This window comes from Pseudochrobactrum mosebachae (assembly GCF_048914685.1).
In the GTDB taxonomy this organism is placed as follows: domain Bacteria; phylum Pseudomonadota; class Alphaproteobacteria; order Rhizobiales; family Rhizobiaceae; genus Pseudochrobactrum.
The window spans coordinates 2601986-2622699 of sequence record NZ_CP128408.1; the positions used below are offsets into that span (position 1 = coordinate 2601986).

Annotated in this window: 18 protein-coding genes, 1 tRNA gene and 1 pseudogene; 12 read left to right on the top strand and 8 right to left on the bottom strand. The window is 47.8% G+C overall.

Going from position 1 to position 20714, the window contains the following annotated elements:
* Positions 1-53: 53 nt before the first annotated feature.
* Positions 54-130, bottom strand: a tRNA-Met gene (locus MP213Fo_RS11820).
* A gap of 177 nt (positions 131-307) precedes the next feature.
* Here MP213Fo_RS11820 and MP213Fo_RS11825 point away from each other — a divergent pair.
* The 4 genes from MP213Fo_RS11825 to MP213Fo_RS11840 all read left to right on the top strand — a co-directional run bounded on the left by MP213Fo_RS11825 (position 308) and on the right by MP213Fo_RS11840 (position 5234).
* Positions 308-1267 carry a Gfo/Idh/MocA family protein gene (locus tag MP213Fo_RS11825; RefSeq protein ID WP_421089193.1) on the top strand — a complete coding sequence of 320 codons (960 nt, stop codon included), beginning with the start codon at positions 308-310 and terminating at the stop codon, positions 1265-1267.
* Positions 1268-1728: 461 nt separating this feature from the next.
* Positions 1729-2847 (top strand): DegT/DnrJ/EryC1/StrS family aminotransferase, encoded by a 1119-nt coding sequence (locus MP213Fo_RS11830; protein ID WP_421089194.1) that lies wholly within the window; start codon positions 1729-1731, stop codon positions 2845-2847.
* Positions 2848-3037: 190 nt separating this feature from the next.
* A complete protein-coding gene (locus tag MP213Fo_RS11835; RefSeq protein ID WP_421089195.1) occupies positions 3038-4123 on the top strand; it encodes a DUF2218 domain-containing protein in 1086 nt (361 codons plus the stop codon).
* A gap of 157 nt (positions 4124-4280) precedes the next feature.
* A complete protein-coding gene (locus tag MP213Fo_RS11840) occupies positions 4281-5234 on the top strand; it encodes a hypothetical protein (protein ID WP_421089196.1) in 954 nt (317 codons plus the stop codon).
* Between the two features lie 366 nt (positions 5235-5600).
* On the opposite strand, the gene MP213Fo_RS11845 is transcribed toward MP213Fo_RS11840, so the two are convergent.
* Complete coding sequence (locus MP213Fo_RS11845; protein ID WP_421089197.1) at positions 5601-6548, bottom strand: hypothetical protein; 948 nt, start codon at positions 6546-6548, stop codon at positions 5601-5603.
* Positions 6549-6712: 164 nt separating this feature from the next.
* Positions 6713-7297: a DUF1134 domain-containing protein gene (locus MP213Fo_RS11850; RefSeq protein ID WP_421089198.1), complete on the bottom strand. Its 585-nt coding sequence runs from the start codon at positions 7295-7297 to the stop codon at positions 6713-6715.
* Between the two features lie 450 nt (positions 7298-7747).
* Here MP213Fo_RS11850 and chpT point away from each other — a divergent pair.
* Positions 7748-8374, top strand: a pseudogene (gene chpT, locus MP213Fo_RS11855) (histidine phosphotransferase ChpT); the annotation flags it as partial.
* A gap of 231 nt (positions 8375-8605) precedes the next feature.
* Here chpT and ctrA read toward each other — a convergent pair.
* Positions 8606-9307 carry a response regulator transcription factor CtrA gene (gene ctrA / locus MP213Fo_RS11860; protein WP_421089199.1) on the bottom strand — a complete coding sequence of 234 codons (702 nt, stop codon included), beginning with the start codon at positions 9305-9307 and terminating at the stop codon, positions 8606-8608.
* A gap of 451 nt (positions 9308-9758) precedes the next feature.
* Between ctrA and MP213Fo_RS11865 the strand changes: the two genes are divergently transcribed.
* Positions 9759-10145 carry a flagellar export protein FliJ gene (locus tag MP213Fo_RS11865; protein WP_421089200.1) on the top strand — a complete coding sequence of 129 codons (387 nt, stop codon included), beginning with the start codon at positions 9759-9761 and terminating at the stop codon, positions 10143-10145.
* A gap of 701 nt (positions 10146-10846) precedes the next feature.
* Here the strand turns inward: MP213Fo_RS11865 and MP213Fo_RS11870 are convergent.
* Positions 10847-11122 (bottom strand): DUF1153 domain-containing protein, encoded by a 276-nt coding sequence (locus tag MP213Fo_RS11870; protein ID WP_075655983.1) that lies wholly within the window; start codon positions 11120-11122, stop codon positions 10847-10849.
* A gap of 308 nt (positions 11123-11430) precedes the next feature.
* Here MP213Fo_RS11870 and mnmA point away from each other — a divergent pair, with 308 nt between their 5' ends.
* Complete coding sequence (gene mnmA / locus MP213Fo_RS11875; RefSeq protein ID WP_421089201.1) at positions 11431-12642, top strand: tRNA 2-thiouridine(34) synthase MnmA; 1212 nt, start codon at positions 11431-11433, stop codon at positions 12640-12642.
* Between the two features lie 198 nt (positions 12643-12840).
* Here the strand turns inward: mnmA and MP213Fo_RS11880 are convergent, their stop codons facing one another.
* From MP213Fo_RS11880 to MP213Fo_RS11890, 3 genes are all read right to left on the bottom strand, one after another.
* The gene (locus tag MP213Fo_RS11880) at positions 12841-13671 is read right to left on the bottom strand and encodes a TrmH family RNA methyltransferase (protein ID WP_421089202.1); all 831 of its coding nucleotides are present in this window, start codon (positions 13669-13671) and stop codon (positions 12841-12843) included.
* 9 nt (positions 13672-13680) lie between these two features.
* Positions 13681-14016, bottom strand: a complete 336-nt coding sequence (locus MP213Fo_RS11885) for an ArsR/SmtB family transcription factor (protein ID WP_421089203.1) — start codon at positions 14014-14016, stop codon at positions 13681-13683.
* Positions 14017-14508: 492 nt separating this feature from the next.
* On the bottom strand, positions 14509-15006 hold the full coding sequence (locus MP213Fo_RS11890; protein ID WP_421089204.1) for a HugZ family protein: 498 nt from the start codon (positions 15004-15006) through the stop codon (positions 14509-14511).
* A gap of 342 nt (positions 15007-15348) precedes the next feature.
* On the opposite strand from MP213Fo_RS11890, the gene MP213Fo_RS11895 reads away from it, so the two are divergent.
* From MP213Fo_RS11895 to MP213Fo_RS11915, 5 genes are read left to right on the top strand one after another with little or no spacing between them, the layout of a single operon-like run.
* Positions 15349-16956 carry an ABC transporter substrate-binding protein gene (locus MP213Fo_RS11895; RefSeq protein ID WP_421089205.1) on the top strand — a complete coding sequence of 536 codons (1608 nt, stop codon included), beginning with the start codon at positions 15349-15351 and terminating at the stop codon, positions 16954-16956.
* Positions 16957-17016: 60 nt separating this feature from the next.
* Entirely contained in the window at positions 17017-18024 is a 1008-nt protein-coding gene (locus tag MP213Fo_RS11900) for an ABC transporter permease subunit (RefSeq protein WP_421089206.1), read from the top strand.
* Between the two features lie 8 nt (positions 18025-18032).
* Positions 18033-18941, top strand: a complete 909-nt coding sequence (locus MP213Fo_RS11905; RefSeq protein WP_421089207.1) for an ABC transporter permease subunit — start codon at positions 18033-18035, stop codon at positions 18939-18941.
* A gap of 3 nt (positions 18942-18944) precedes the next feature.
* A complete protein-coding gene (locus tag MP213Fo_RS11910) occupies positions 18945-19799 on the top strand; it encodes an ABC transporter ATP-binding protein (protein WP_421089208.1) in 855 nt (284 codons plus the stop codon).
* Complete coding sequence (locus tag MP213Fo_RS11915; RefSeq protein WP_421089209.1) at positions 19796-20638, top strand: dipeptide ABC transporter ATP-binding protein; 843 nt, start codon at positions 19796-19798, stop codon at positions 20636-20638. Before MP213Fo_RS11910 ends, MP213Fo_RS11915 begins: the two co-directional genes overlap by 4 nt.
* Positions 20639-20714 lie beyond the last annotated feature (76 nt).

The window sequence follows — 20714 nt, forward strand, 5'->3', positions numbered from 1 at the left end:
GCTGTTCTGTGCATTAGAAATGATGTGTTCATATTTGATTTTATTGGGGAATTTGGTAGCGGAGGACGGATTCGAACCGCCGACACAAGGATTATGATTCCTCTGCTCTAACCTACTGAGCTACTCCGCCCCAGATGTGCTGCGAGGCTGCCTTTTCAAGCTGCTTCGCGAAGCAATGTTCTCTTGGGGAACGGCGTCCGTATAAGTTGGATACTAAGCACCTGTCAAGGACTGTTATGCATTAATCGGTCTTGTAATCCATCTTTTGCAAAGTTATTTAGCTTTCAACAAGCAAAGGCAGATAATTATGGCACCGCGTATCGCAGTTTTGGGTTGTGGCTATTGGGGCAACAATCATATCCGCACTCTAAAAGGTTTGGGCGTTCTCGCCGCCGTCAGTGATGTTGATCCGGCGCGTTCAGCAAAATTTGCCGGAGATTATGGTGTTGCCCAAATCAGCGTTGACGATCTTTTCACGTCTAACGACATTGATGCCATTGTTATGGCGCTTCCGGCGCAGTTTCATGCGCAATATGCGATCCGCGCTGTGGAAAACGGCAAGGATGTGCTGGTTGAAAAGCCGATTGCCCTGACGGTTGAAGATGCTGAGGCAGAAGTGCAAGCCGCCAACAAGCATGGCCGCGTCTTTATGGTCGGTCATATTTTGCGCTTTCATCCTGCTTTTGAAAAATTACTCGAGCTGGCGCAGGCCGGTGATTTGGGTAAAATCGGCTATATTCAGGCACATCGTATCGGGCTTGGTAAATTTCATGGCCAGAATGATGCCTTGTGGGATTTGGCGCCGCATGATTTGTCGATGATTTTGGCGCTGACCGGTTGTGAACCGTCAGCTGTGCGCGGCGAAGGTGCGGCAATGATTGATCATTTGAGTGATTTTGCCCATTTGCATATGGAGTTTCCAAATGGCATTCGCAGCCATTTGTTTGCCTCGCGTCTCAGCCCGATCATGGATCGCCGTTTAGCGGTTATTGGCGATAAGGCAATGGCAGTTTTTGATGATGCAGAGCCATGGGAACGTAAGCTGACGATTTTCCGCCACAAAATCTGGCAGGAAAACGGGCAGATTGCCTTTACCAAAGCGGATCCTGAATATGTGCCGGTGGCTGAGGGTATGCCATTGACCCGCGAGTTGGAGCATTTCATTCATTGTATTGAAACGCGTGAAACACCACGCACCAATGGAGCTGAGGCTGTAAGCGTTCTGCGTATTCTGACCCAAGGCACCGTAACGCATCCGGCAGCATGATATTAATCACGTTAGAGCGGGTAGTGTTCAGGCTGGATCGCAGCGCTGGCTCTAGGTTTTAGTGTTTTCGCATTGTCATAGCTATCAAGTTGATTCAACTTGATAGCGAAATGCTCTAATATGAGTAAGAGTGCGGGGCAGGGTACTGACCGCACTCATCAACTGCCGCATATTGCTGTAGTGTGTGATGACCTTCACACGGGCATGCCACAAGCCGTGCTATTGTTTTAAAACATATTTTGCAGCGTTTAAGGGTTTCCATTTACCTGCGAAATGCTCTACCAGATTGCTGTAACGGAACATAGGGAGACGCGACGTTCCGCAATTGCTTCAAGCTGTGTTACATCATTTGCCAAACCGTGAATGACAGAGCATGGCGAAGTCTCTGTTGAGAGACTAAATACTACTCGATTCGTGCATGCGCGCGTGCATATAGCGGATCAATTGATATTGGAGCCAACATGCAATTCATTGATCTTGTGAGCCAGCGCGCTCGCATTGAAGACCGTCTTAACGCTGCCGTCCTTAAGGTCGTTGCGGAAGGCAAATATATTCTGGGACCGGAAGTTGCCGAGTTCGAGAAGCAACTGGCTGATTATGTTGGTGTAAAGCATGTGCTGGCTTGTGCCAATGGCACCGATGCTTTGCAGATACCGCTGATGGCTATGGGCGTGGGGCCCGGCGATGCCGTGTTCTGTCCGAGCTTTACCTTTGCTGCAACCGCTGAAGTGGTGGCGCTGGTTGGTGCGGAAGCTGTTTTTGTGGATGTTGAAGAAGACACCTACAACATGAATGTCGAGCAGCTGCAGGCGGCAATTGATGCTGTGCGCAGCGAGGGCCGATTGACACCTAAAGCGATCATTCCTGTTGATCTGTTCGGCCTGCCTGCCGATTATCGTGCGATCATGACGATTGCTGATCATGAAGGCTTGAAAGTGATTTCTGATGCGGCGCAGTCTATTGGCGGCAAGCGCGACAACGCGATGTGCGGTTCATTCGGCCATGTTGGCGCTACCAGCTTTTATCCGGCCAAGCCGTTAGGTTGCTATGGTGATGGTGGTGCAATCTTTACCAATGATGATGAGCTGAACGATATTATGCGTTCGATCCATTTTCACGGTAAAGGCGAAACCCAATATGACAATGTGCGCATTGGCCTGAACTCGCGTCTGGATACTATCCAGGCGGCCGTTTTGTTGCAGAAAATGACTATTCTCGAAGATGAGATGGTTGCCCGTCAAAAAGTTGCTAATCGTTATGCTGAGGGCCTGAGCGATATTGTTAAGGTTACACGTCCTGCCAGTGGCATCCGCTCGGCATGGGCGCAGTACTCCATTGAGACTGAACGCCGTGATGAGCTGAAAGCGCATTTGCAGGCACAGGGCATTCCGTCAGTGATCTATTATGTGAAGCCGCTGCATCTGCAAACTGCTTATAAGCACTATATGGTTGCCCCGGGCGGTTTGCCGGTATCTGAGGCTTTGCCGTCGCGCATTCTCAGCCTGCCGATGCATGCCTATCTGAGCGATGAAGATCAGGAACGCATTATCTCAGCGATCCGTGAATTTCACGGCAAGTAAGCTGTAATAAAATCGTTTAATGAAGAAAGGCCGGATGGAAACATCCGGCCTTTTTGCATGGAATATGGCTCTGGTAACGGGAATATGAAGGAGGATGATTTAAATATGAGTTGAATACTCATATTATAAAATGTTAGCTACGGCAAAATCCGGCTGCATTTTTTGGCCAGAACCGGCCGCAGGAGATATTATGAATAAATCTGTTTTTATTGCGCAAACGCATATCGCTTGTTTACAGCCTGAGGCGCTGCTGGAAAGCGTGAGTGCGGGATATGCCGAGCATTTTGCTATTGAGCGCGATGATAATGCAGTGACAATTCCGATGCGTATGGGCAAAGCGATCCTTACGCTTGAGGATCGTGGCATCAGGGTGATCGCTGAAGCTGCAAGTGACAGTGACTTGTCTTATGTCAAATTTTCTATTGCTGAGGGCATTGTGCATTATGCCGGTAAAGAGTCCTTGTCTTTTGCATGGCAAGGCGATGGTGCCGGTGAGGGTAGCCTGCCACCTTTTTTCCGCGAAATGACAGTTATCGGGGTTTCCAATGTAACCCCGCATATGCGCCGCATCCGGCTTTCGGGTGATGATCTTATACGATACGCAAGTGGCGGCTTACATATCCGCTTAGTAATACCGCCTAAACCGCCTGTAACGGTGCGCTGGCCGCATTTAGGGGCAGATGGGCGCCCAGTGTGGCCTGAGGGCGAATATCGCCTCACTGCACGCGTGTATACGATACGGGCTATTGATGCAGAACAGGGCTGGGTCGATATTGATATGGTTGTGCATCCGAGTGAAACAACTGCACCCGGGTCTGAATGGGCCATGCAGGCTAAGGTCGGTGATCTGATTGGGATGACGGGCCCTGGCGGCGGTGATGTGCCGGTAGCCGATATTTATACGCTGATTGGCGATGAAACCGCGCTTCCGGCGATTGGACGTATTCTTGAGCGGTTACCTGCGTCGGCAGTGGCGGTTGTACGTATTGAGGTGGCCGATGAAAGTGAAGAGCAGGTGCTTAAAACCGAGGCGCAGCTTGATCTTAAATGGTTACACCGCAATGGCGCGGAGGCGGGCACAACACAGCTGCTGATTGATGCTGTGCGCGATGTCGCGCCGGTACAGGTAGGTGAACAGCGTATTTTTGCATGGGCAGGATCAGAGTTTAACGCCTTCAAAGAAATACGCAGTTTCTGGCGTAAAGAGTGCAAGCTCAGCCGTGAACAGCATATGGCCGTTGCCTATTGGCGCCGCGGTACTGCAGATGAAGGGTAAGCACGAGACGGTGTAAAAAGCCTGAAGCTCTGATTGATATCTGGGCACTTAAATTTACTATAATATTGCAGTTGTCCCGTAACTCGGGGCAGCTATTATATATGGGAGCGGGGCATTCAAGCAGCACGTGATGTTGCTCTTTAAGGCGCCATTTGAAATGACTGATTCACGAAGTGTTTTTCTTGAAAGCGGACTTTTGTCCGCAAACGGCGGATTGGTAAATACTGGAATAAGACCGCTCGATGCGGCCGGATTTCCGCTGCCAAACAAGATCAATCTATCATCTGATACATTTCAGGTTGAAGAATATTTAAAATTTAAACGTTACAAAAACAGTGATGGATCTATCGTTGAGAGTCAGGATTATCTTGATGATACGTGGTTTGTCAGCCGCGGGCTAAGGCCTGTTAATCTTGTTTATGGTGCACGTTTTCTCGACGGTAAGGGGCTGGCCGCAAAACTCAACGAAAATAAACTTCGTGACATTGCCAAGAATGCTGATCCTTTGCAGCATGTTTCGCTTGATGCAGAGGAATGGAATCAATACCGTTTTCAACCGAATAAACCACTTCCGGACGGGCAGACCATTGTGCAAAACCTTGCGAAAATTGTAAGTTTTTTCAAGCAGGTAAATCCGGCTGCGCAAGTAGGTTTATATAGCGAAGTGCCACAAAACACCTACGGTTATAATGAAAAAACGGCCGCTATTTATGACAAGCTCAACCCTGAATATGTCAAAGTAGCCAAAGCTGTCGATTACTATAGTCCGTCACTATATAATTACGGCCATTATGACGGTACAGCTGAAGCTGATATGAAATGGCGGCAAGCTGCGGAATATGCTGCTCATGCTTGCCAGCTATTGGATAATCTCAATCAGAGTTCCAAACCCGTTTTTCCCTATATCTCACCGGGATGGAAAGATAAATCAGGACAGCAGCGCTATCTAACTTATGATCAAATGCATTTTCGCCTGACAAGCCTTAAAGCCCTTAATGCAAAAGGCTGCATATTATGGCTCTCGAGCAATGCCAAAGAGCAGGATGGCGGGGAGGGGTTAGCACTCGATCCGTATAATGGGTGGCTAAAAGCCGCCATTGATTTTCAATGAGCAGACAAGTTTCTTTATAGTTTGTACGCTTCAACAAAGACTAAGAGCAAGCCTCTGTTTGCGTTCTGAATTTGAAGTTCTGATTGTTATTTTTACGCTCTAGAGCGGTTTACCTTTAAATTGAATCATGTAATCCGCTCTAACTTATTGTTGTTACGCATTATCGTGGCCGCCCAATGATTTCATTGGACTACGAAATGCTCTAGAGCGGGTAACGTTCAGATTGGATCGCAGCGCTCGCTCTAGGTTTTTAAAATTTCGCATTGTTACAACTATCAAGTTGATTCAACATGATAGTGAAATGCTCTAGAGTTTATACATATAGTCAAGCCCTATGATATACCAGTGCTGACCGTGACTGCCCCATCAGGCGGTGAGGTTTTTAATCCGGCCTGCCAGACTTTTGGATTTTGTTTTCCGGGCAGTTGTCACGGGTTTGTTTGGCTCTGAGCTGTCTTTCAAAAGCGCATGGATAGGAGAGTTTTCTCCCTCTTTTGCCGCAGTTCTGGCAACCATTTCTGCAGCCAGCTCGCTGATCGTGTCACGCAATTTTTGATCTTGTGCGCTCAATGTCTGTTTCTCACCTTCAGACAGATCATGCTTGCGCTGAATATCTTTATTCTGACGCTCCAGCTTTTCCTGCGTGTCGGAGAGCTCGCTTATCAAGCGATGCAGCTTTTCTTCCAGAGCCTGATTACGGTTTTTCTCACTCTCAAGAGATGTCTTCAATGCTGCCACCTGAGAAGCCAGTTCTGACTTCGCGTTGTTAAGTTGTTTCTTTTTCTGACGCAGATCATTGGCCTCGCGCCGCAGACGATCCGTTTCCAGCTCCCGACCCGCTATTTCCAGCCGCAATGTATCGCTGAGGTTGCTCAGCGCTTCATTCTGGCGCTGCAAATAGCCAAGCTGCTCATCAGTGGTTTGTTGCTTTGCTTGCAAGGTTGTTAAGGCATGCTGCGCTGTTGCAAGCTGCTGGCGGTCATTGTGCTGTACAATATGCAATGCCTCAATATCTTGCAGCAGTTGCGGCAGCTTTTCGAGTTCAGCACGGTCAGCGGCAATTTTAAGCTGAGCCTGTGTGTGCTTGTCACGCATGCGGGAAGTCTGCATCTCGGCCTTGCGTAAGGAAACCGCATGGGAGGCGCGCAGCAGGTCGCGGTCAGCTTCAAGCGCGGTAAGCGAAAGCGGCAGACGGGCAGCAATTTGCTTGTGCCACAACACATGCGCTCGGCGCCAGAACAGCGGTGCGGCCAGCAAAACCACAAAGGCTGCGGATAAAAAGCCTAGCAGGAAAACCAGTGCGGATTGAATCACGATCTGCTGAACTCCGGTGCTCTCAGATTATGCCATAAAATGCCAGAGCGCGTTGCGTTTAATCGATGTTAATAAAGCGCTTTGACGGAAACCGCGGCTGAGAGAGAAATCTCGTCTCTCAGCCGCGGATCAATGCTGTAAGCGTGCGATTATGGGCACTCTACTCAGAACGGGTTCCATGTCGCAGCAGGTGTCAGCTTCAGATAACCGATGCTTACACCCAAACGCGCACCTACGCCGGTGCGGATTGGTACCAGCAAAATATTGGAGCGTTTCAACACATTAAAACCGGCACCCGCAATCAGATAGGCTGAACCGGATACACCGGCATAGCGCCCGTAGAGCATGTTTACATCATCAAGATTGTAAACCAGCATCATAACGCGTGAGCCCTGACCGCCAAAATCCCAGCCAAGGGATGGTCCTTGCCAGAATGTTTTATGATCACCGGCATTTTTTGTGTAGAGCGTGCCTTCTCCGTAAGTGAGGCCGCCGATAAAGGCGCCGGAGCCTTCCTCACCCAGAATATAACCATTCGGCAGGCCATAGCTCTGAAACACTTTTTCGATTGCTGACGCAACGCCGCCTGATGTCGAACCAAAGAAGCGATGACCGGAGGCAACGATTTCCTCCATGTTAAAGCCTTCATTGGCTTTGGCCTGCTGCGGTAAAACGCTGATCAGAGCCAATAATCCTAATAATACGGCTGCAATATGCAAACGAAAAGAGGACTGATTTAGGGTAGCCATAAAATAATCCTTCTGGCTGCTTGGCTCACTCTGTGCGACGCGGTCAGCGTATTTTCCAATTGAAGATACGCGAACTCAAATTTTCCATGGTGACACATTATTGGCCTATCCATGTTTAGCCCTGTTTCGATCTGCAATTCTGATGATTGCTAGATCTGATTTTTATCTGGTTGGTATTGTAAGCGTAAAAACCTTGTAGAAATCTTTATATGGAAAATTGTCCTTTCAATGACTTAATGAAAGGCCATAAAAATGGTTTTTATCGCATTATTTGGTAATCATTAAACCTATTGGCGCATAATCACCATTGAACGGGTGCTGCGGCATCCTGATGTCAGTTTATGTTCAGGTGATTCGTTGTGCTGCCGCAATTTTGCCGGCGCAACGCCTGATCTGAAATATGTGGTTAAATCTGCAACCAAGCAGATATGAAATTTGGAGAAGCGACCAATGTCTTTGCCTGTTGTTCTTTCTGCGGTTGATCTGGGTGCATTGCTATGCAGCCGGATTTGTCATGACATTATTTCTCCGGTCGGGGCGATTAATAATGGTTTGGAACTGCTGGAAGAGGGCGGCGCTGATGAAGATGCTATGGCACTCATTGCTGCCAGCGCCCGCAATGCGTCTGCCCGTTTACAATTTGCCCGCATTGCCTTCGGTGCTGCCGGTTCTGCCGGTGTGCAGATTGATACCGGTGATGCACAGAATGTTGCAATTTCTTATATGAAAAACGAAAAGCCGGAATTCACCTGGACCGGTACCCGTGCATTCTTACCGAAAAATCAGGTCAAGCTGCTTTTGAACCTGATCCTCACTGGTATTTCAGCCATTCCGCGCGGTGGTAACCTCGATGTGGTTCTGGACGATGTTGAAACCAAGCCGGTGATCAGCATCAAAGTGCGTGGCCGTATGCTGCGCGTGCCACCGAAGTTTAAAGAATTACACGAGGGCAATATTCCGGAAGAGTCGATCGATGCGCATTCCGTGCAGCCTTACTACACGCTGCTATTGGCGGAAGAAGCCGGAATGGACATTATTATCGATGTGAGCGAAGAGGAAATTATCTTCCGCGCGCAGCTTCGTGAGGTTGAACCGGCTTTTCAGGGTGATGTTCCGGATAATGCAGATGCTGATATTGCTGCGGATGCAGGCACGCTTGCGGATGATTAATTCGGACTGTGTATAAAATTAAAAAAAGCCGTGCAGTTTCAATTCTGTGCGGCTTTTTTATTACTTGCAGCCTGTTGAAGGACAATAAAAAACCCCGCCAGAGCGAGGTTTTTTAAGAAGCGGAAACTTGCAAAGGGCTTACGCGATTTCGCGGTGTTCGATGCTTTCCTGATCGCGCAGCACATAGCCACGGCCCCAGACAGTTTCAATATAATTCTGGCTACCGGAAACAGCATCGAGCTTCTTGCGCAGTTTGCAAATAAACACGTCGATGATTTTCAGTTCCGGTTCGTCCATGCCACCATAGAGGTGGTTGAGGAACATTTCCTTGGTAAGAGTTGTACCCTTACGCAGGGAGAGCAGTTCCAGCATCTGGTATTCTTTGCCGGTGAGGTGAACGCGCTGGCCGCCGACTTCAACAGTCTTGGCATCCAGATTAACGATCAGATCGCCGGTTGTGATAACTGACTGTGCATGGCCTTTTGAACGACGAACAATCGCATGAATACGGGCGATCAGTTCATCTTTATGGAAAGGCTTGGTCATATAATCGTCTGCACCGAAGCCAAGACCACGAACCTTATCTTCAATGCCTGCCATACCGGACAAGATCAGAATAGGGGTCTTTACCTTGGAAAGGCGCAATGTACGCAGAACTTCATAGCCGGACATGTCCGGCAGATTAAGATCGAGCAAAATAATATCATAGTCATAGAGCTTACCCAGATCGATGCCTTCTTCGCCCAGATCTGTCGTATAAACATTGAAGCTCTCAGACTTGAGCATCAACTCGATGCTTTGTGCGATAGCACTATCGTCTTCAATCAAAAGAACGCGCATCTTCGAAATCCCTTTTTTCCGCTGCTTAACTTGATCCGGCAGTTGCACTGCTTACAGCACTCGCTTCGAAACCAAGTCTGCCATCGAATGGTTAACAAAATATGATTCTCATTGGCAATAGTAAATATCATATTAATGGAATTTTCATCTAACTATTTGAAAATGCAGTGAAAACACACGAAAAATTTCTTAACAAATTAGTTTAAGAAATCCTTACAAGTGATTCAGCGGATTCAAATATTTAATGTTGCTGAAAAAACACAGTTAATTTACCTAGCCTTAATTCCTAATGGCTATGATTAACGCTGTACGTAAAGAAATGGTTACCAATGGTCATAAATCTTAATTTTTTGTTTGGAAATTAAGAGATTTCTTTGCGTGAGGGGTGATTACGAGCAAGGATCAGTTGAAAATCCGTGTTCGGGAACTTGGTGTTCAAGGAGTAATGCGTATGAAGCCACGTGAGAGTCTGGTCCGGCTGAAACTTTTTCAAGTTAAAGAGAAGCGCCGGCAAATTGGTCAGCTTGATCTGATGATGGGTGAGTTCGAGCGTATGGCCGGTGAGCTTGATGCACAGATCCAGTCAGAAGAGCGCAAAGCCGGTATCACCGATACAACCCATTTTGCCTATCCGACCTTTGCCAAAGCAGCGCGTCAGCGCCGCGACAATCTGTTTGATTCAATTCGTGATCTGACAGTTCAGAAAGACGCTGCCGAAGCGGGTCTTCTGGAAGCCGAAGCTGATCTTTCACGTGCTGAAGCACTGGAAACCCGTGACGGTAAGGTCAAAGAGATTGAAATGACGCCGGTCTATGATCGTCGCGTCATGATCGGATAAGGATTTCGGCTCTGGTGGTCTGTAAATGACAGTTTTCTCCGTTTCCGGTGCTCACGTACACACGGCAAGGCACGTCCAATAGGGCGTGCGAGGTATGCCGTGATCTTTTGATGCTGCATAATCTTATCTGTAATCAAAACTGATTAAAGGATGATGCAAAAGTACGCTCCGCTCCGGTTCTCGAAAATCACCATTTTCGGCTTGCCATAACCAAAATCTCACCATTTCTGCTTGGCTCAAAATCTCGGCAAGTCCTAATCCGTGCTGAGATCAAACGTCTGCAAATGCATAATTCCTTAAGCCGCACGGTCTAAGGAATTATGCATTTTTTATTTGTGTGATGTGTAGGGCAGGGATGATGCGGAGGTCGCGTTAACAGTTTTAAGATCCGAAAGCATTTCACTATCAAGTTTAATCAGCTTGATCGGTATGACAATGCGAAACTCTAAAATCTAGAGTGGGCGCCGCGATCCAACCTGAATGTTTCCCGCTCTCAAGCGTTTTCATTTTTATTGAAGCAGGAAACCCGTTCTATCTGTTTATTTAAACGCAGTTTCTGACGGAGAATGGTTCCCACTTTTCCTGAAGCTGCTCAAAAATAAGAAAGCCGGAGAGCTGAACTCTCCGGCTTTATTTTTAGAATGTGCCGCAAAACGGCAGACCCCTGTTCGGTTCATTACCATGCACCCGGCACGTAATGATTAGTGTCTGTATTGTTGAATGCGGGTTGTCCGTAGCCCGGCGAGACCGTGCTCGTCGATGGACAACTGCCAAGACAGAAACTCTTCGACTGTCAGCGTATAACGCTGACAGGCTTCCTCCAGGCTGAGGAGACCGCCGCGAACAGCGGCAACAACTTCAGCTTTGCGGCGGATAACCCAGCGCCGTGTATTAGACGGCGGCAGATCCGCAACGGTCAGCGGACTTCCGTCCGGGCCGATAACATACTTTACGCGTGGTCTTACCAGATCGGTCATTGTACTCTCTACACAACACTCAAGGACCTAATCATTCATCACGATAACGGCACAGCTTTAAAAAAGAGCTAAGAGGTCGGTAAGGCTCTGGTAATAAATAATAATTTTCGTTAAAGATTATGTATAAAACCCTTGAAAATGCCGCAATCAGGCCGTTTTAGGGCTGTTTTCGCCGTTTTTTGCTGAAAATAAATTATTAAAAAAACGAGATTTCCCTGCGGCATCTTGGCAAGGCGGGTGTGAATGGCCTATATAAGGGGATAATTTACAGCAAGATTTAGGGCGCAACGCCCAGATGCGGACTTATCATGAAACTGAACAGCCTCGATTTACCGGGAAAGCCGGAAGATACGCGCATTGTTGTGGCAATGTCCGGAGGCGTTGATTCTTCGGTTGTTGCCGGTATTCTCAAGCGCGAAGGCTATGATGTTGTTGGTGTAACCCTTCAGCTCTATGATCATGGCGCTGCCGTGCACCGTGCCGGCTCCTGCTGCGCAGGGCAGGATATTGAAGATGCGCGCCGTGTTTCCGAAAGCCTCGGAATTCCTCACTATGTTCTGGATTATGAGGCACGCTTCCGTGAAGCCGTGATTAATCCTTTTGCCGAAAGCTATGTGAGCGGTGAAACGCCGATCCCTTGTGTTGCCTGTAACCAGACGGTTAAGTTTGCCGATCTGCTGGCCACAGCTCGCGATCTGGGTGCTGCAGCACTTGCGACCGGTCATTACATCCGCAGCGGCCCTAACGGCGACCACCGCGCTTTATTTCGCCCTGTAGATGCAGATCGCGACCAGAGCTACTTCCTGTTTGCGACTACGCAGGAGCAAATTGATTATTTGCGCTTCCCGCTTGGTAATCTGCCAAAGGCGCAGGTTCGTGAGATGGCTGAAGAAATGGGGCTGACTGTTGCTAAAAAACAGGACAGTCAGGACATTTGCTTTGTGCCGCAGGGCAAATATTCCGATATTATTTCACGCTTGAAGCCTGAAGCAGCAACGCGCGGCCATATTGTGCATATTGATGGCCGTGTTTTGGGCGATCATGAGGGTATTGTGCATTATACAGTTGGCCAGCGCCGTGGCATTGGTATTGCTACCGGCGAACCACTTTATGTTGTTCATCTCGATGCTGCCCATGCACGTGTGATCGTGGGGCCGCGCGAGGCGCTGGAAACGCATAAGGTGTTCCTGCGCGACATCAACTGGCTTGGCGATGGCGCATTAACTGATCTGCCGCCGGAAGGTGTTGAAGTGTTTGCCAAGGTGCGTTCCACACGTCCGCCTAAGCCGGCAATCTTGCGACATGCTGATGGTGTTACTTGGGTTGAGCTGATTGATGGTGAAAGCGGTATCGCGCCGGGACAAGCCTGCGTGCTGTATTCCGATGACAGCAATACAGCACGTGTTTTCGGTGGTGGCTTTATTGCCCGCTCGGAACGTGCGCCTGAAGCAGAAAAAATGTTGCTTGAGCTGATGGGCAAGGTTGCTGATGGTACGCCTTCAGCGGTGACCGCCGCCTGATTATCAAGCAATATCAGTTGAGCATATCGTATGAATACAGCGCGTTGTGTTTTACACAGCGCGCTGTATTTTTGTTAGTAATCAAAAATACATTATGACGATTATAGTTTAACTAATTTTGATGGTTTTCAGTCGTTTGTAACCTAAGTTTTACAACCACTGATTGCAGTTTCTTCGCCAGTTTATGCTCTGATTTATTCAGGTAAAACTGCGCCGGCTAAGGCAGGAGAGGGCGATACCGGAGGCTGTAGCAACATTCAGGCTGTCAAATTTGCGTGACATCGGTATACGTGCAGTTTGCAGGGAGCTGAGCAGGTGTTGCGGCAGGCCTTCCCCCTCTGTCCCCAGTAGTAAAGCTGTCTTTCCGGTAACCGGAAGGTCATAAAGAGACTGCGTACTGCCGGGTGAAAGCGCAATCAGATTGATGTCTGCCTCGGCGACAGTTTTGACAATGTCGTCAATTTTGCCCTTATGAGCATAAGGGATTTGCAGGGTCGCGCCAACTGATACTCGAATTGCTTTGCGATAAAGCGGGTCACAACAGGTTTCATCAAGCACAATACACGCAGCTTCAAATGCAGCTGCATTGCGAAATATAGATCCGATATTATCGTGATTAGATATGCCACAAAGAATAACAATCAGCGCGTTGTCCGGCAAAAATTGCAAGAGGCTGCTGATCGTATTGGGTAATTTCCTTTTGCCGACAGCCAATATACCACGATGCACATTGAATCCTGCAATCTCATCCATAACTGTTGATGATACGCAATAAACCGGCACATCGGCAGGGCATAGGGATAAAATATCCTGCATGCCGGCAAGCTTGTTCTCGGTAATTAGTAATGACTCAACATCAAATTGCGATGAATTTAGCAGAACGCGCAAAACAACTTTGCCCTCTGCAATAAAACGAGACTGGCGCCCTGTAAGGTCTTTTTCTTTGATATTTAGATAAGCGCCGAGGCGCTTATCTAAAATATTATCAATAAATATTACTGAAAAACCATTTATAGTCTGATCATGCATCAGTTGAATTTAAGCGAAAGCTTCCCGTCTTTTTTCATTGCGAGCCAGATAGAGGCTTCCCAATGTAGATAATACCAGTTCGATATGCGGTGATGATACAACATAATAAATGGTTTGGGCATCCCGTCTTGTCGAAACAAGATTCAGAGCGCGCAATTTTGCGAGATGTTGCGATAATGCTGACTGGCTGAGATCAATTGCTTTTGCAAGATTCCCCACGGACATTTCGTTGTGGAGCAGCTTACAAAGGATCAGCAGTCGTTTATTATTCGCCAGTGCTGACAAAAAGTCCGCAGCCTGATCCGCATTTTCAACGAGATTTGAGTAGATATTATCGTGTTTCATGGTGCAGTCCTACCCCCGTATGACAGCAAATTTAATAGGACGCTTATAAATGAAATTATTAGCGTCCTATTACAACTACCAATGGAATTGATATTTGCAAGAATTATTTTAAATTTAATCGCTGGTATACTCGTATAACAACTAAATAAAACGATTTAATTGCAATGGTAGGACTTATTAAATTAGCATATTCTTTAATTGTAAATTTATGTATCTGTGATTACAGTAAATATTGAAAATACAGATATGCATTTGTTTTTAATCGATAAGCGTTGTTCGGCTATTGTGAGAATTTAAAAATTATTGGCACTAAGCCGGAGCAGTAGAGGGTAAATTTTTTATTATTAAAAAAAATATAGAATGAACAAAAATTATTAAAATAAATTTTTTTATCTTTGAGTTTGAAGCATTGTAAGGGTGTTTTCAGGAAAATATGCCGCAAACTCAAAGTTCATGATCTGTGGTTCTATGGATTTTTGCGTTGGAAAAATATTATTGCTGAGCCAGAATATCTTCCGGTTTCAAATGATAGGCTTTTCCAAAGCCGCCATTGAGGCCGGCACTTTCAATATTCAAGCGGAAAATTACGAAATCTCCGAGATCAATATAAAGCTTAACTTTTGGGCGCTTTTCAAGAAACAAGTCGCGCAAGCGCTGATAGCCTTCATGCTCACGGCTAAATTTTTCTGCAACACAAGCAAGTGTAATGCGCGGGTGAACTAACGGGTCACCTTTGTCAGCAGGTTCGCCAAGCAATAATGAGCATACCGGATTGGCATTTAATGCCGGAGTATGCGTGGCAAGACCTGAAGCGAGAAGCAGGGGCGTATTGTCTATATCCGAAGCGATAGCGACGCGCGTAACGCTCGGGCGTCCGGTGGCCGGATCAAGCACTGCAAGCGAGCCATAATTCGCCGATGTTACCAAGTCTCGTGCCAGTGCACGTACTTCATCGGTGGTTTGCTGAATGACTTCTTTTTTCTCGTTCATAATCCGGCCTCAGTTTTTGCATGTTGTTGTGGTGCATCAATGGCTTGGAGTAACGTCTGGTACTCTATGCGATTCTTGTTGTTAAAGGCAAAAGCACTCAGATTATTAACAGGTAAGCTCAAAATAATCCGCAATTCTTCGATATTTAAAACGGTTAAAAATTAAAAAAATTGATGTAAAATCAATCATATATATTTTGTCACTAATAATTGGTTCAGGCTATTTCATATCGACCTCCGATGGGGGCGCAAAATCAACTTGCCTTCCTGCCGTCCAAAATGCTTCTTTACGTCTCAGCTGCGACATGAGGAGTTGCAGATTATTATCGGGTGGAGGCCTATAATGAACCTTTATACTAAATTGCTGACTGCAACCGCTATGACTGCTGCCATGCTGGCCGGTGTGTCCGGTGCAGCTTCTGCTAAAACGCTGGTCTATTGCTCACCGGCTTCGCCGGAAGGTTTTGATCCGGCGCCTTATACCGGTGGTGATACGTTTGATGCTTCTGCGCATCCGGTGTTTAATCGTCTGGTGGAATTTCAGAATGGTACGACCGTTGTTGAACCGGGTCTCGCTGAAAAGTGGGAAGTTTCAGAAGATGGTTTGGAATACACATTCCATTTGCGTCAGGGCGTGAAATTCCAGACAACGGATTTCTTTACACCAACCCGCGACTTTAACGCTGATGACGTATTGTTCACCTTTGACCGTCAGCGCAATAAAGATAATCCGTGGCATGAATATACTGCCGGAATTTCCTATGAATATTTTGACAGTATGGAAATGGGAACTCTGATCAAAGACATCACTAAAGTTGATGATCATACGGTTAAGTTTGTGCTGACCCGTCCTGAAGCACCGTTCCTTGCTAATATCGCTATGCCTTTCGTATCGATTATGTCGAAAGAATATGCGGACAAGCTTGAAGCTGACGGTAAAAAAGAAAACCTCAACCAGTTCCCTGTAGGTACCGGTCCGTTTACTTTTGTGACCTATCAGAAAGATGCGGTTATTCGCTATAAAGCTAATCCTGATTATTGGGCTGGCAAAGAAAAAATCGACGATCTGGTTTTCGCAATCACTACAGATGCTGCTGTGCGCGCGCAGAAGCTTAAAGCCGGTGAATGTCATCTGATGTCCTATCCGGCGCCAGCTGATATTAAAGGCTTGCAGGCTGACAGCAACCTGAAGGTCGATGAGCAGGCCGGTCTGAATATTGCGTATTTTGCCTATAATACCCTTGTTGCACCTTATGATAAGCCGGAAGTACGCCGCGCTCTTAATCAGGCTGTGAACAAACAAGCCATTATTGATGCTGTGTTCCAGGGCTCCGGACAGGTTGCAAAGAACCCGATCCCGCCAACAATGTGGGGCTATAACAGCGCGATTGAAGATGATAAATATGATCCTGAAGCTGCAAAAAAAGCGCTTGAAGATGCTGGTGTAAAAGATCTGCAGATGAAGCTTTGGGCGATGCCTGTGAGCCGTCCTTATATGCCTAATGCACGCCGTACTGCAGAACTGATGCAGGCCGATCTGGCTAAAGTTGGCGTAACAGCTGAGATCGTATCGATGGAATGGGGTGAATACCTCAAGAAATCAGGCGAAAAGGATCGTGACGGCGCGGTTATCCTTGGCTGGACCGGCGATAATGGTGATCCGGATAACTTCCTTGGCGTCTTGCTCGGCTGTTCGGGTGTTGGCAGCAACAACCGTGCACAATGGTGCTACCAGCCATTTGAAGATCTGATCCAGAAAGCTAAAATCACCTCGGATCAGGCTGAGCGCGTTAAGCTTTACGAGCAGGCACAGGTAATCTTCAAAGAACAGGCTCCTTGGAATACACTGGCGCATTCGACTGTGTATGTACCAATGTCTGCAAAGGTTACAGGCTTTAAAATGAGCCCGCTCGGTGACTATCGTTTTGATGGTGTTGATATTTCCGAGTAACCCTTAGGGAGAATGACCGGGCGTTGAATATTTTCTTCAGCGCCCGGTCTTACTGTATTCATGATACGATTTATTTTAAGCAAAATAGCCTATCTGATACCGACATTCCTTGGTATTACGCTGCTGGCTTTTGGGTTCGTTCGTGTTCTACCCGGAGATCCGGTGCTGTTAATGGCCGGTGAACGTGGTGTCTCGCCTGAACGTCATGCAGAATTGATGAAACAGCTCGGCTTCGACAGGCCGATGTGGGAACAATATCTGGAATATGTCTGGAATGTTCTTCATGGCGATTTCGGCATGTCGATGATTACCAAAAAACCGGTGATCACTGAATTCCTCACCCTGTTTCCTGCAACATTAGAACTGGCTTTCTGTGCCATTCTGCTGGCAATTCTGATCGGTATTCCTGCCGGTGTGATTGCAGCCGTCAAGCGCGGATCGTGGTTTGATCAGACCTCTATGGGCGTGGCGCTGATCGGTTATTCCATGCCGATTTTCTGGTGGGGCTTGCTGCTGATTATCTTCTTCTCAGGGATTTTGCAGTGGACACCGGTGTCGGGGCGTATTTCACTGATGTATTTTTTCCCGCCTGTCACAGGCTTTATGCTGATTGACAGTTTATTATCCGGACAGAAGGGGGCGTTTGCCTCTGCGCTATCGCATCTGATCCTGCCGACAATCGTGCTGGCAACCATTCCGATGGCTGTGATCGCGCGTCAAACGCGTTCAGCAATGCTTGAAGTACTGGGTGAGGATTATGTGCGGACTGCGCGTGCCAAAGGTCTTGGCCAGCGCCGTGTAATCGGTTTGCATGCGCTGCGCAATGCGCTGATCCCTGTGGTGACCACAATCGGTCTTCAGGTTGGTGTATCGCTTGGCGGTGCAATTTTGACCGAAACAATTTTTTCCTGGCCCGGCGTCGGTAAATGGATGATCGATAGTATCTTCCGCCGCGACTACCCGTCAGTTCAGGGCGGATTGCTGCTGATCGCTGTCCTTGTGATGGTGGTTAATCTGGTTGTTGATTTACTATATGGTATGATCAACCCGCGCATCCGGCATAAGTGAGGTTTCTTATGAGTAATCAAACAATGCCTATAGAAAAGCCGGTTGATCTGTCCTTGCGACGTCAGCTCGCGGATTTCTGGTATTATTTCAGCGTCAACCGCGGTGCCGTTATCGGGTTGTTCGTTTTCGTGGCTCTGGTGCTGGTGGCAATCTTTGCCCCTTTGCTGGCGCCGCATGATGCAACGCAGCAATATCGTGATGCCTTGCTCACACCGCCGGTCTGGCAAGAGGGCGGTAAAGCCACATTTCTGCTCGGCACCGATGCGGTGGGGCGTGATGTGCTCTCGCGGCTGATTTACGGATCACAATATTCGTTGTTTATCGGTCTTGTGGTTGTGGTGCTGTCGCTGGTCTCTGGCGTTACTGTCGGTCTGATTGCCGGCTTCTTTGGCGGTGCCATTGATACAATCATCATGCGTATTATGGATATTATCCTGTCATTTCCATCACTCATTCTGGCACTTGTGCTGGTGGCGATTTTGGGACCGGGATTGATGAATGCGATGATCGCGATCGCTCTGGTTTTGCAACCACATTTTGCGCGTCTGACCCGTGCGGCAGTGATGGCTGAAAAGAACCGTGAATATGTGATCGCAGCCAAACTGGCTGGTGCCAGCCGCTTCCGTCTGATGTTCAAAACTATTTTGCCAAACTGCATGGCACCCTTGATTGTACAGGGAACATTGTCGTTCTCCAATGCGATCCTAGATGCTGCAGCGCTTGGCTTTTTGGGCATGGGCGCACAGCCGCCGACACCGGAATGGGGTACAATGCTTGCTGAAGCACGCGAGTTTATCACCCGTGCATGGTGGGTTGTTACATTTCCGGGGCTTGCCATTCTGATTACCGTTCTGGCGATCAATCTTGTGGGCGACGGCCTGCGCGATGCGCTTGATCCAAAATTGAAAAGGAGCTGATCAATGGCTCTTTTGGAAATTAAAAATCTTACCGTTGCTTTTGATACCTCTGTCGGTGATTTTCGTGCTGTCGACGGTATCGATATTTCTGTCAATGCCGGTGAAGTGCTGGCTATTGTCGGTGAGTCAGGTTCAGGTAAATCGGTGGGCATGCTGGCAGTGATGGGGCTGTTGCCAGATACAGCTACAGTAACCGCAGATGTTATGGAGTTTGATGGCCGCGATCTGCTGAATATGAGCGATAAGGATCGCCGTGCGATTATCGGACGTGAAATCTCCATGATCTTTCAGGAGCCGGTTGCCAGCCTTAATCCGTGTTTCACGGTTGGTTTCCAGCTTGAGGAAGTGCTGCGTTTTCATCTTGGTATGGGTAAAACACAGCGCTATAACCGCGCGATTGAACTGCTTGAAATGGTGGGTATTAGGGATGCGAAAGAGCGCCTTGGCAGCTTTCCGCATCAGATGTCTGGTGGCCAGTGCCAGCGTGTGATGATTGCAATGGCTATTGCGTGCAATCCGAAACTGCTGATTGCGGATGAGCCTACCACAGCGCTTGATGTGACCATTCAAAAACAGATTCTTGATCTGTTGATGCGGTTGCAGGAAGAGCATGGTATGGGACTGATCATGATTACCCATGATATGGGTGTTGTGGCTGAAACTGCAGACCGTGTGATTGTGCAATATAAAGGCCACAAAATGGAAGATGCGGATGTGCTCTCACTGTTCGAGAACCCGCAAAATGCTTATACCAAAGCGCTGCTTTCATCACTACCGGAAAATGCAACCGGCGACCGTTTGCCGACTGTTTCAGACTTCGTGTTACAGAATGCAGAAAATTCAGGAGCTTCCACATGAGTGAAATCGTTCTTGAAGCCCGCAATATTTCACGCGATTATCACACCGGTGGCGGCCTGTTTTCAAAAGCCAAAACCGTGCATGCGGTTAAAAATGTCAGCTTCTCGGTAGAGAAGGGTAAGACACTGGCCATCGTTGGTGAAAGCGGTTGCGGTAAATCTACACTTGCCCGCATTCTGACTTTGATTGATCCGCAGACATCGGGTGAATTGCTGATTGACGGTCATCCTGTCAATATTGCGCAAGACGGCCTGACCCGTGAAATGCGCCAGCGTGTACAGATTGTGTTTCAGAACCCTTACGGGTCGCTCAATCCGCGCCAGAAAATCGGTGATGTTCTGGCAGAACCTTTGTTGCTGAATACCAATATGTCAGCCGCAGAGCGTCAGGAAAAAGCGATGCAGATGCTCCTCAAAGTTGGCCTTGGCCGTGAGCATTTTAACCGTTATCCGCATATGTTTTCTGGCGGGCAGCGCCAGCGTATTGCTATTGCCCGTGCATTGATGCTCAGCCCGCGTTTGCTGGTGCTTGATGAGCCGGTATCAGCGCTCGATCTGTCGGTTCAGGCGCAGGTGCTTAACCTGCTGGCTGATTTGCAGGAAGAGTTCGAGCTGACTTATGTGTTCATCAGCCATGATCTGTCGGTGGTGCGCTATATCGCTGACGAGGTGATGGTGATGTATTATGGCGAAGTGGTTGAATATGGCACCCGTGATGAGGTGTTTAATCATCCGCGCCATGACTATACCAAGAAGCTATTTGCTGCGACCCCGCGCTCCGATGTTGAGAGCATTCGCCAGCGCGTTGCAGACCGTGCCAAAAAACGTGCTGCTGCCTGATCATAAACATGCTTCATAATGAATAATAAAACGCCGCGCTGATATCAGCGCGGCGTTTTTGTTAAGCTATGCGTCT

What these genes read in the sequence shown, in the direction of transcription:
- MP213Fo_RS11825 (WP_421089193.1), top strand. Translation starts at nt 308, where the DNA reads ATGGCACCGCGTATCGCAGTTTTGGGTTGTGGCTATTGGGGCAACAAT.
- MP213Fo_RS11830 (WP_421089194.1), top strand. Translation starts at nt 1,729, where the DNA reads ATGCAATTCATTGATCTTGTGAGCCAGCGCGCTCGCATTGAAGACCGT.
- MP213Fo_RS11835 (WP_421089195.1), top strand. Translation starts at nt 3,038, where the DNA reads ATGAATAAATCTGTTTTTATTGCGCAAACGCATATCGCTTGTTTACAG.
- MP213Fo_RS11840 (WP_421089196.1), top strand. Translation starts at nt 4,281, where the DNA reads ATGACTGATTCACGAAGTGTTTTTCTTGAAAGCGGACTTTTGTCCGCA.
- MP213Fo_RS11850 (WP_421089198.1), bottom strand. Translation starts at nt 7,297, where the DNA reads ATGGCTACCCTAAATCAGTCCTCTTTTCGTTTGCATATTGCAGCCGTA.
- ctrA (WP_421089199.1), bottom strand. Translation starts at nt 9,307, where the DNA reads ATGCGCGTTCTTTTGATTGAAGACGATAGTGCTATCGCACAAAGCATC.
- MP213Fo_RS11865 (WP_421089200.1), top strand. Translation starts at nt 9,759, where the DNA reads ATGAAGCCACGTGAGAGTCTGGTCCGGCTGAAACTTTTTCAAGTTAAA.
- MP213Fo_RS11870 (WP_075655983.1), bottom strand. Translation starts at nt 11,122, where the DNA reads ATGACCGATCTGGTAAGACCACGCGTAAAGTATGTTATCGGCCCGGAC.
- mnmA (WP_421089201.1), top strand. Translation starts at nt 11,431, where the DNA reads ATGAAACTGAACAGCCTCGATTTACCGGGAAAGCCGGAAGATACGCGC.
- MP213Fo_RS11880 (WP_421089202.1), bottom strand. Translation starts at nt 13,671, where the DNA reads ATGCATGATCAGACTATAAATGGTTTTTCAGTAATATTTATTGATAAT.
- MP213Fo_RS11885 (WP_421089203.1), bottom strand. Translation starts at nt 14,016, where the DNA reads ATGAAACACGATAATATCTACTCAAATCTCGTTGAAAATGCGGATCAG.
- MP213Fo_RS11890 (WP_421089204.1), bottom strand. Translation starts at nt 15,006, where the DNA reads ATGAACGAGAAAAAAGAAGTCATTCAGCAAACCACCGATGAAGTACGT.
- MP213Fo_RS11895 (WP_421089205.1), top strand. Translation starts at nt 15,349, where the DNA reads ATGAACCTTTATACTAAATTGCTGACTGCAACCGCTATGACTGCTGCC.
- MP213Fo_RS11900 (WP_421089206.1), top strand. Translation starts at nt 17,017, where the DNA reads ATGATACGATTTATTTTAAGCAAAATAGCCTATCTGATACCGACATTC.
- MP213Fo_RS11905 (WP_421089207.1), top strand. Translation starts at nt 18,033, where the DNA reads ATGAGTAATCAAACAATGCCTATAGAAAAGCCGGTTGATCTGTCCTTG.
- MP213Fo_RS11910 (WP_421089208.1), top strand. Translation starts at nt 18,945, where the DNA reads ATGGCTCTTTTGGAAATTAAAAATCTTACCGTTGCTTTTGATACCTCT.
- MP213Fo_RS11915 (WP_421089209.1), top strand. Translation starts at nt 19,796, where the DNA reads ATGAGTGAAATCGTTCTTGAAGCCCGCAATATTTCACGCGATTATCAC.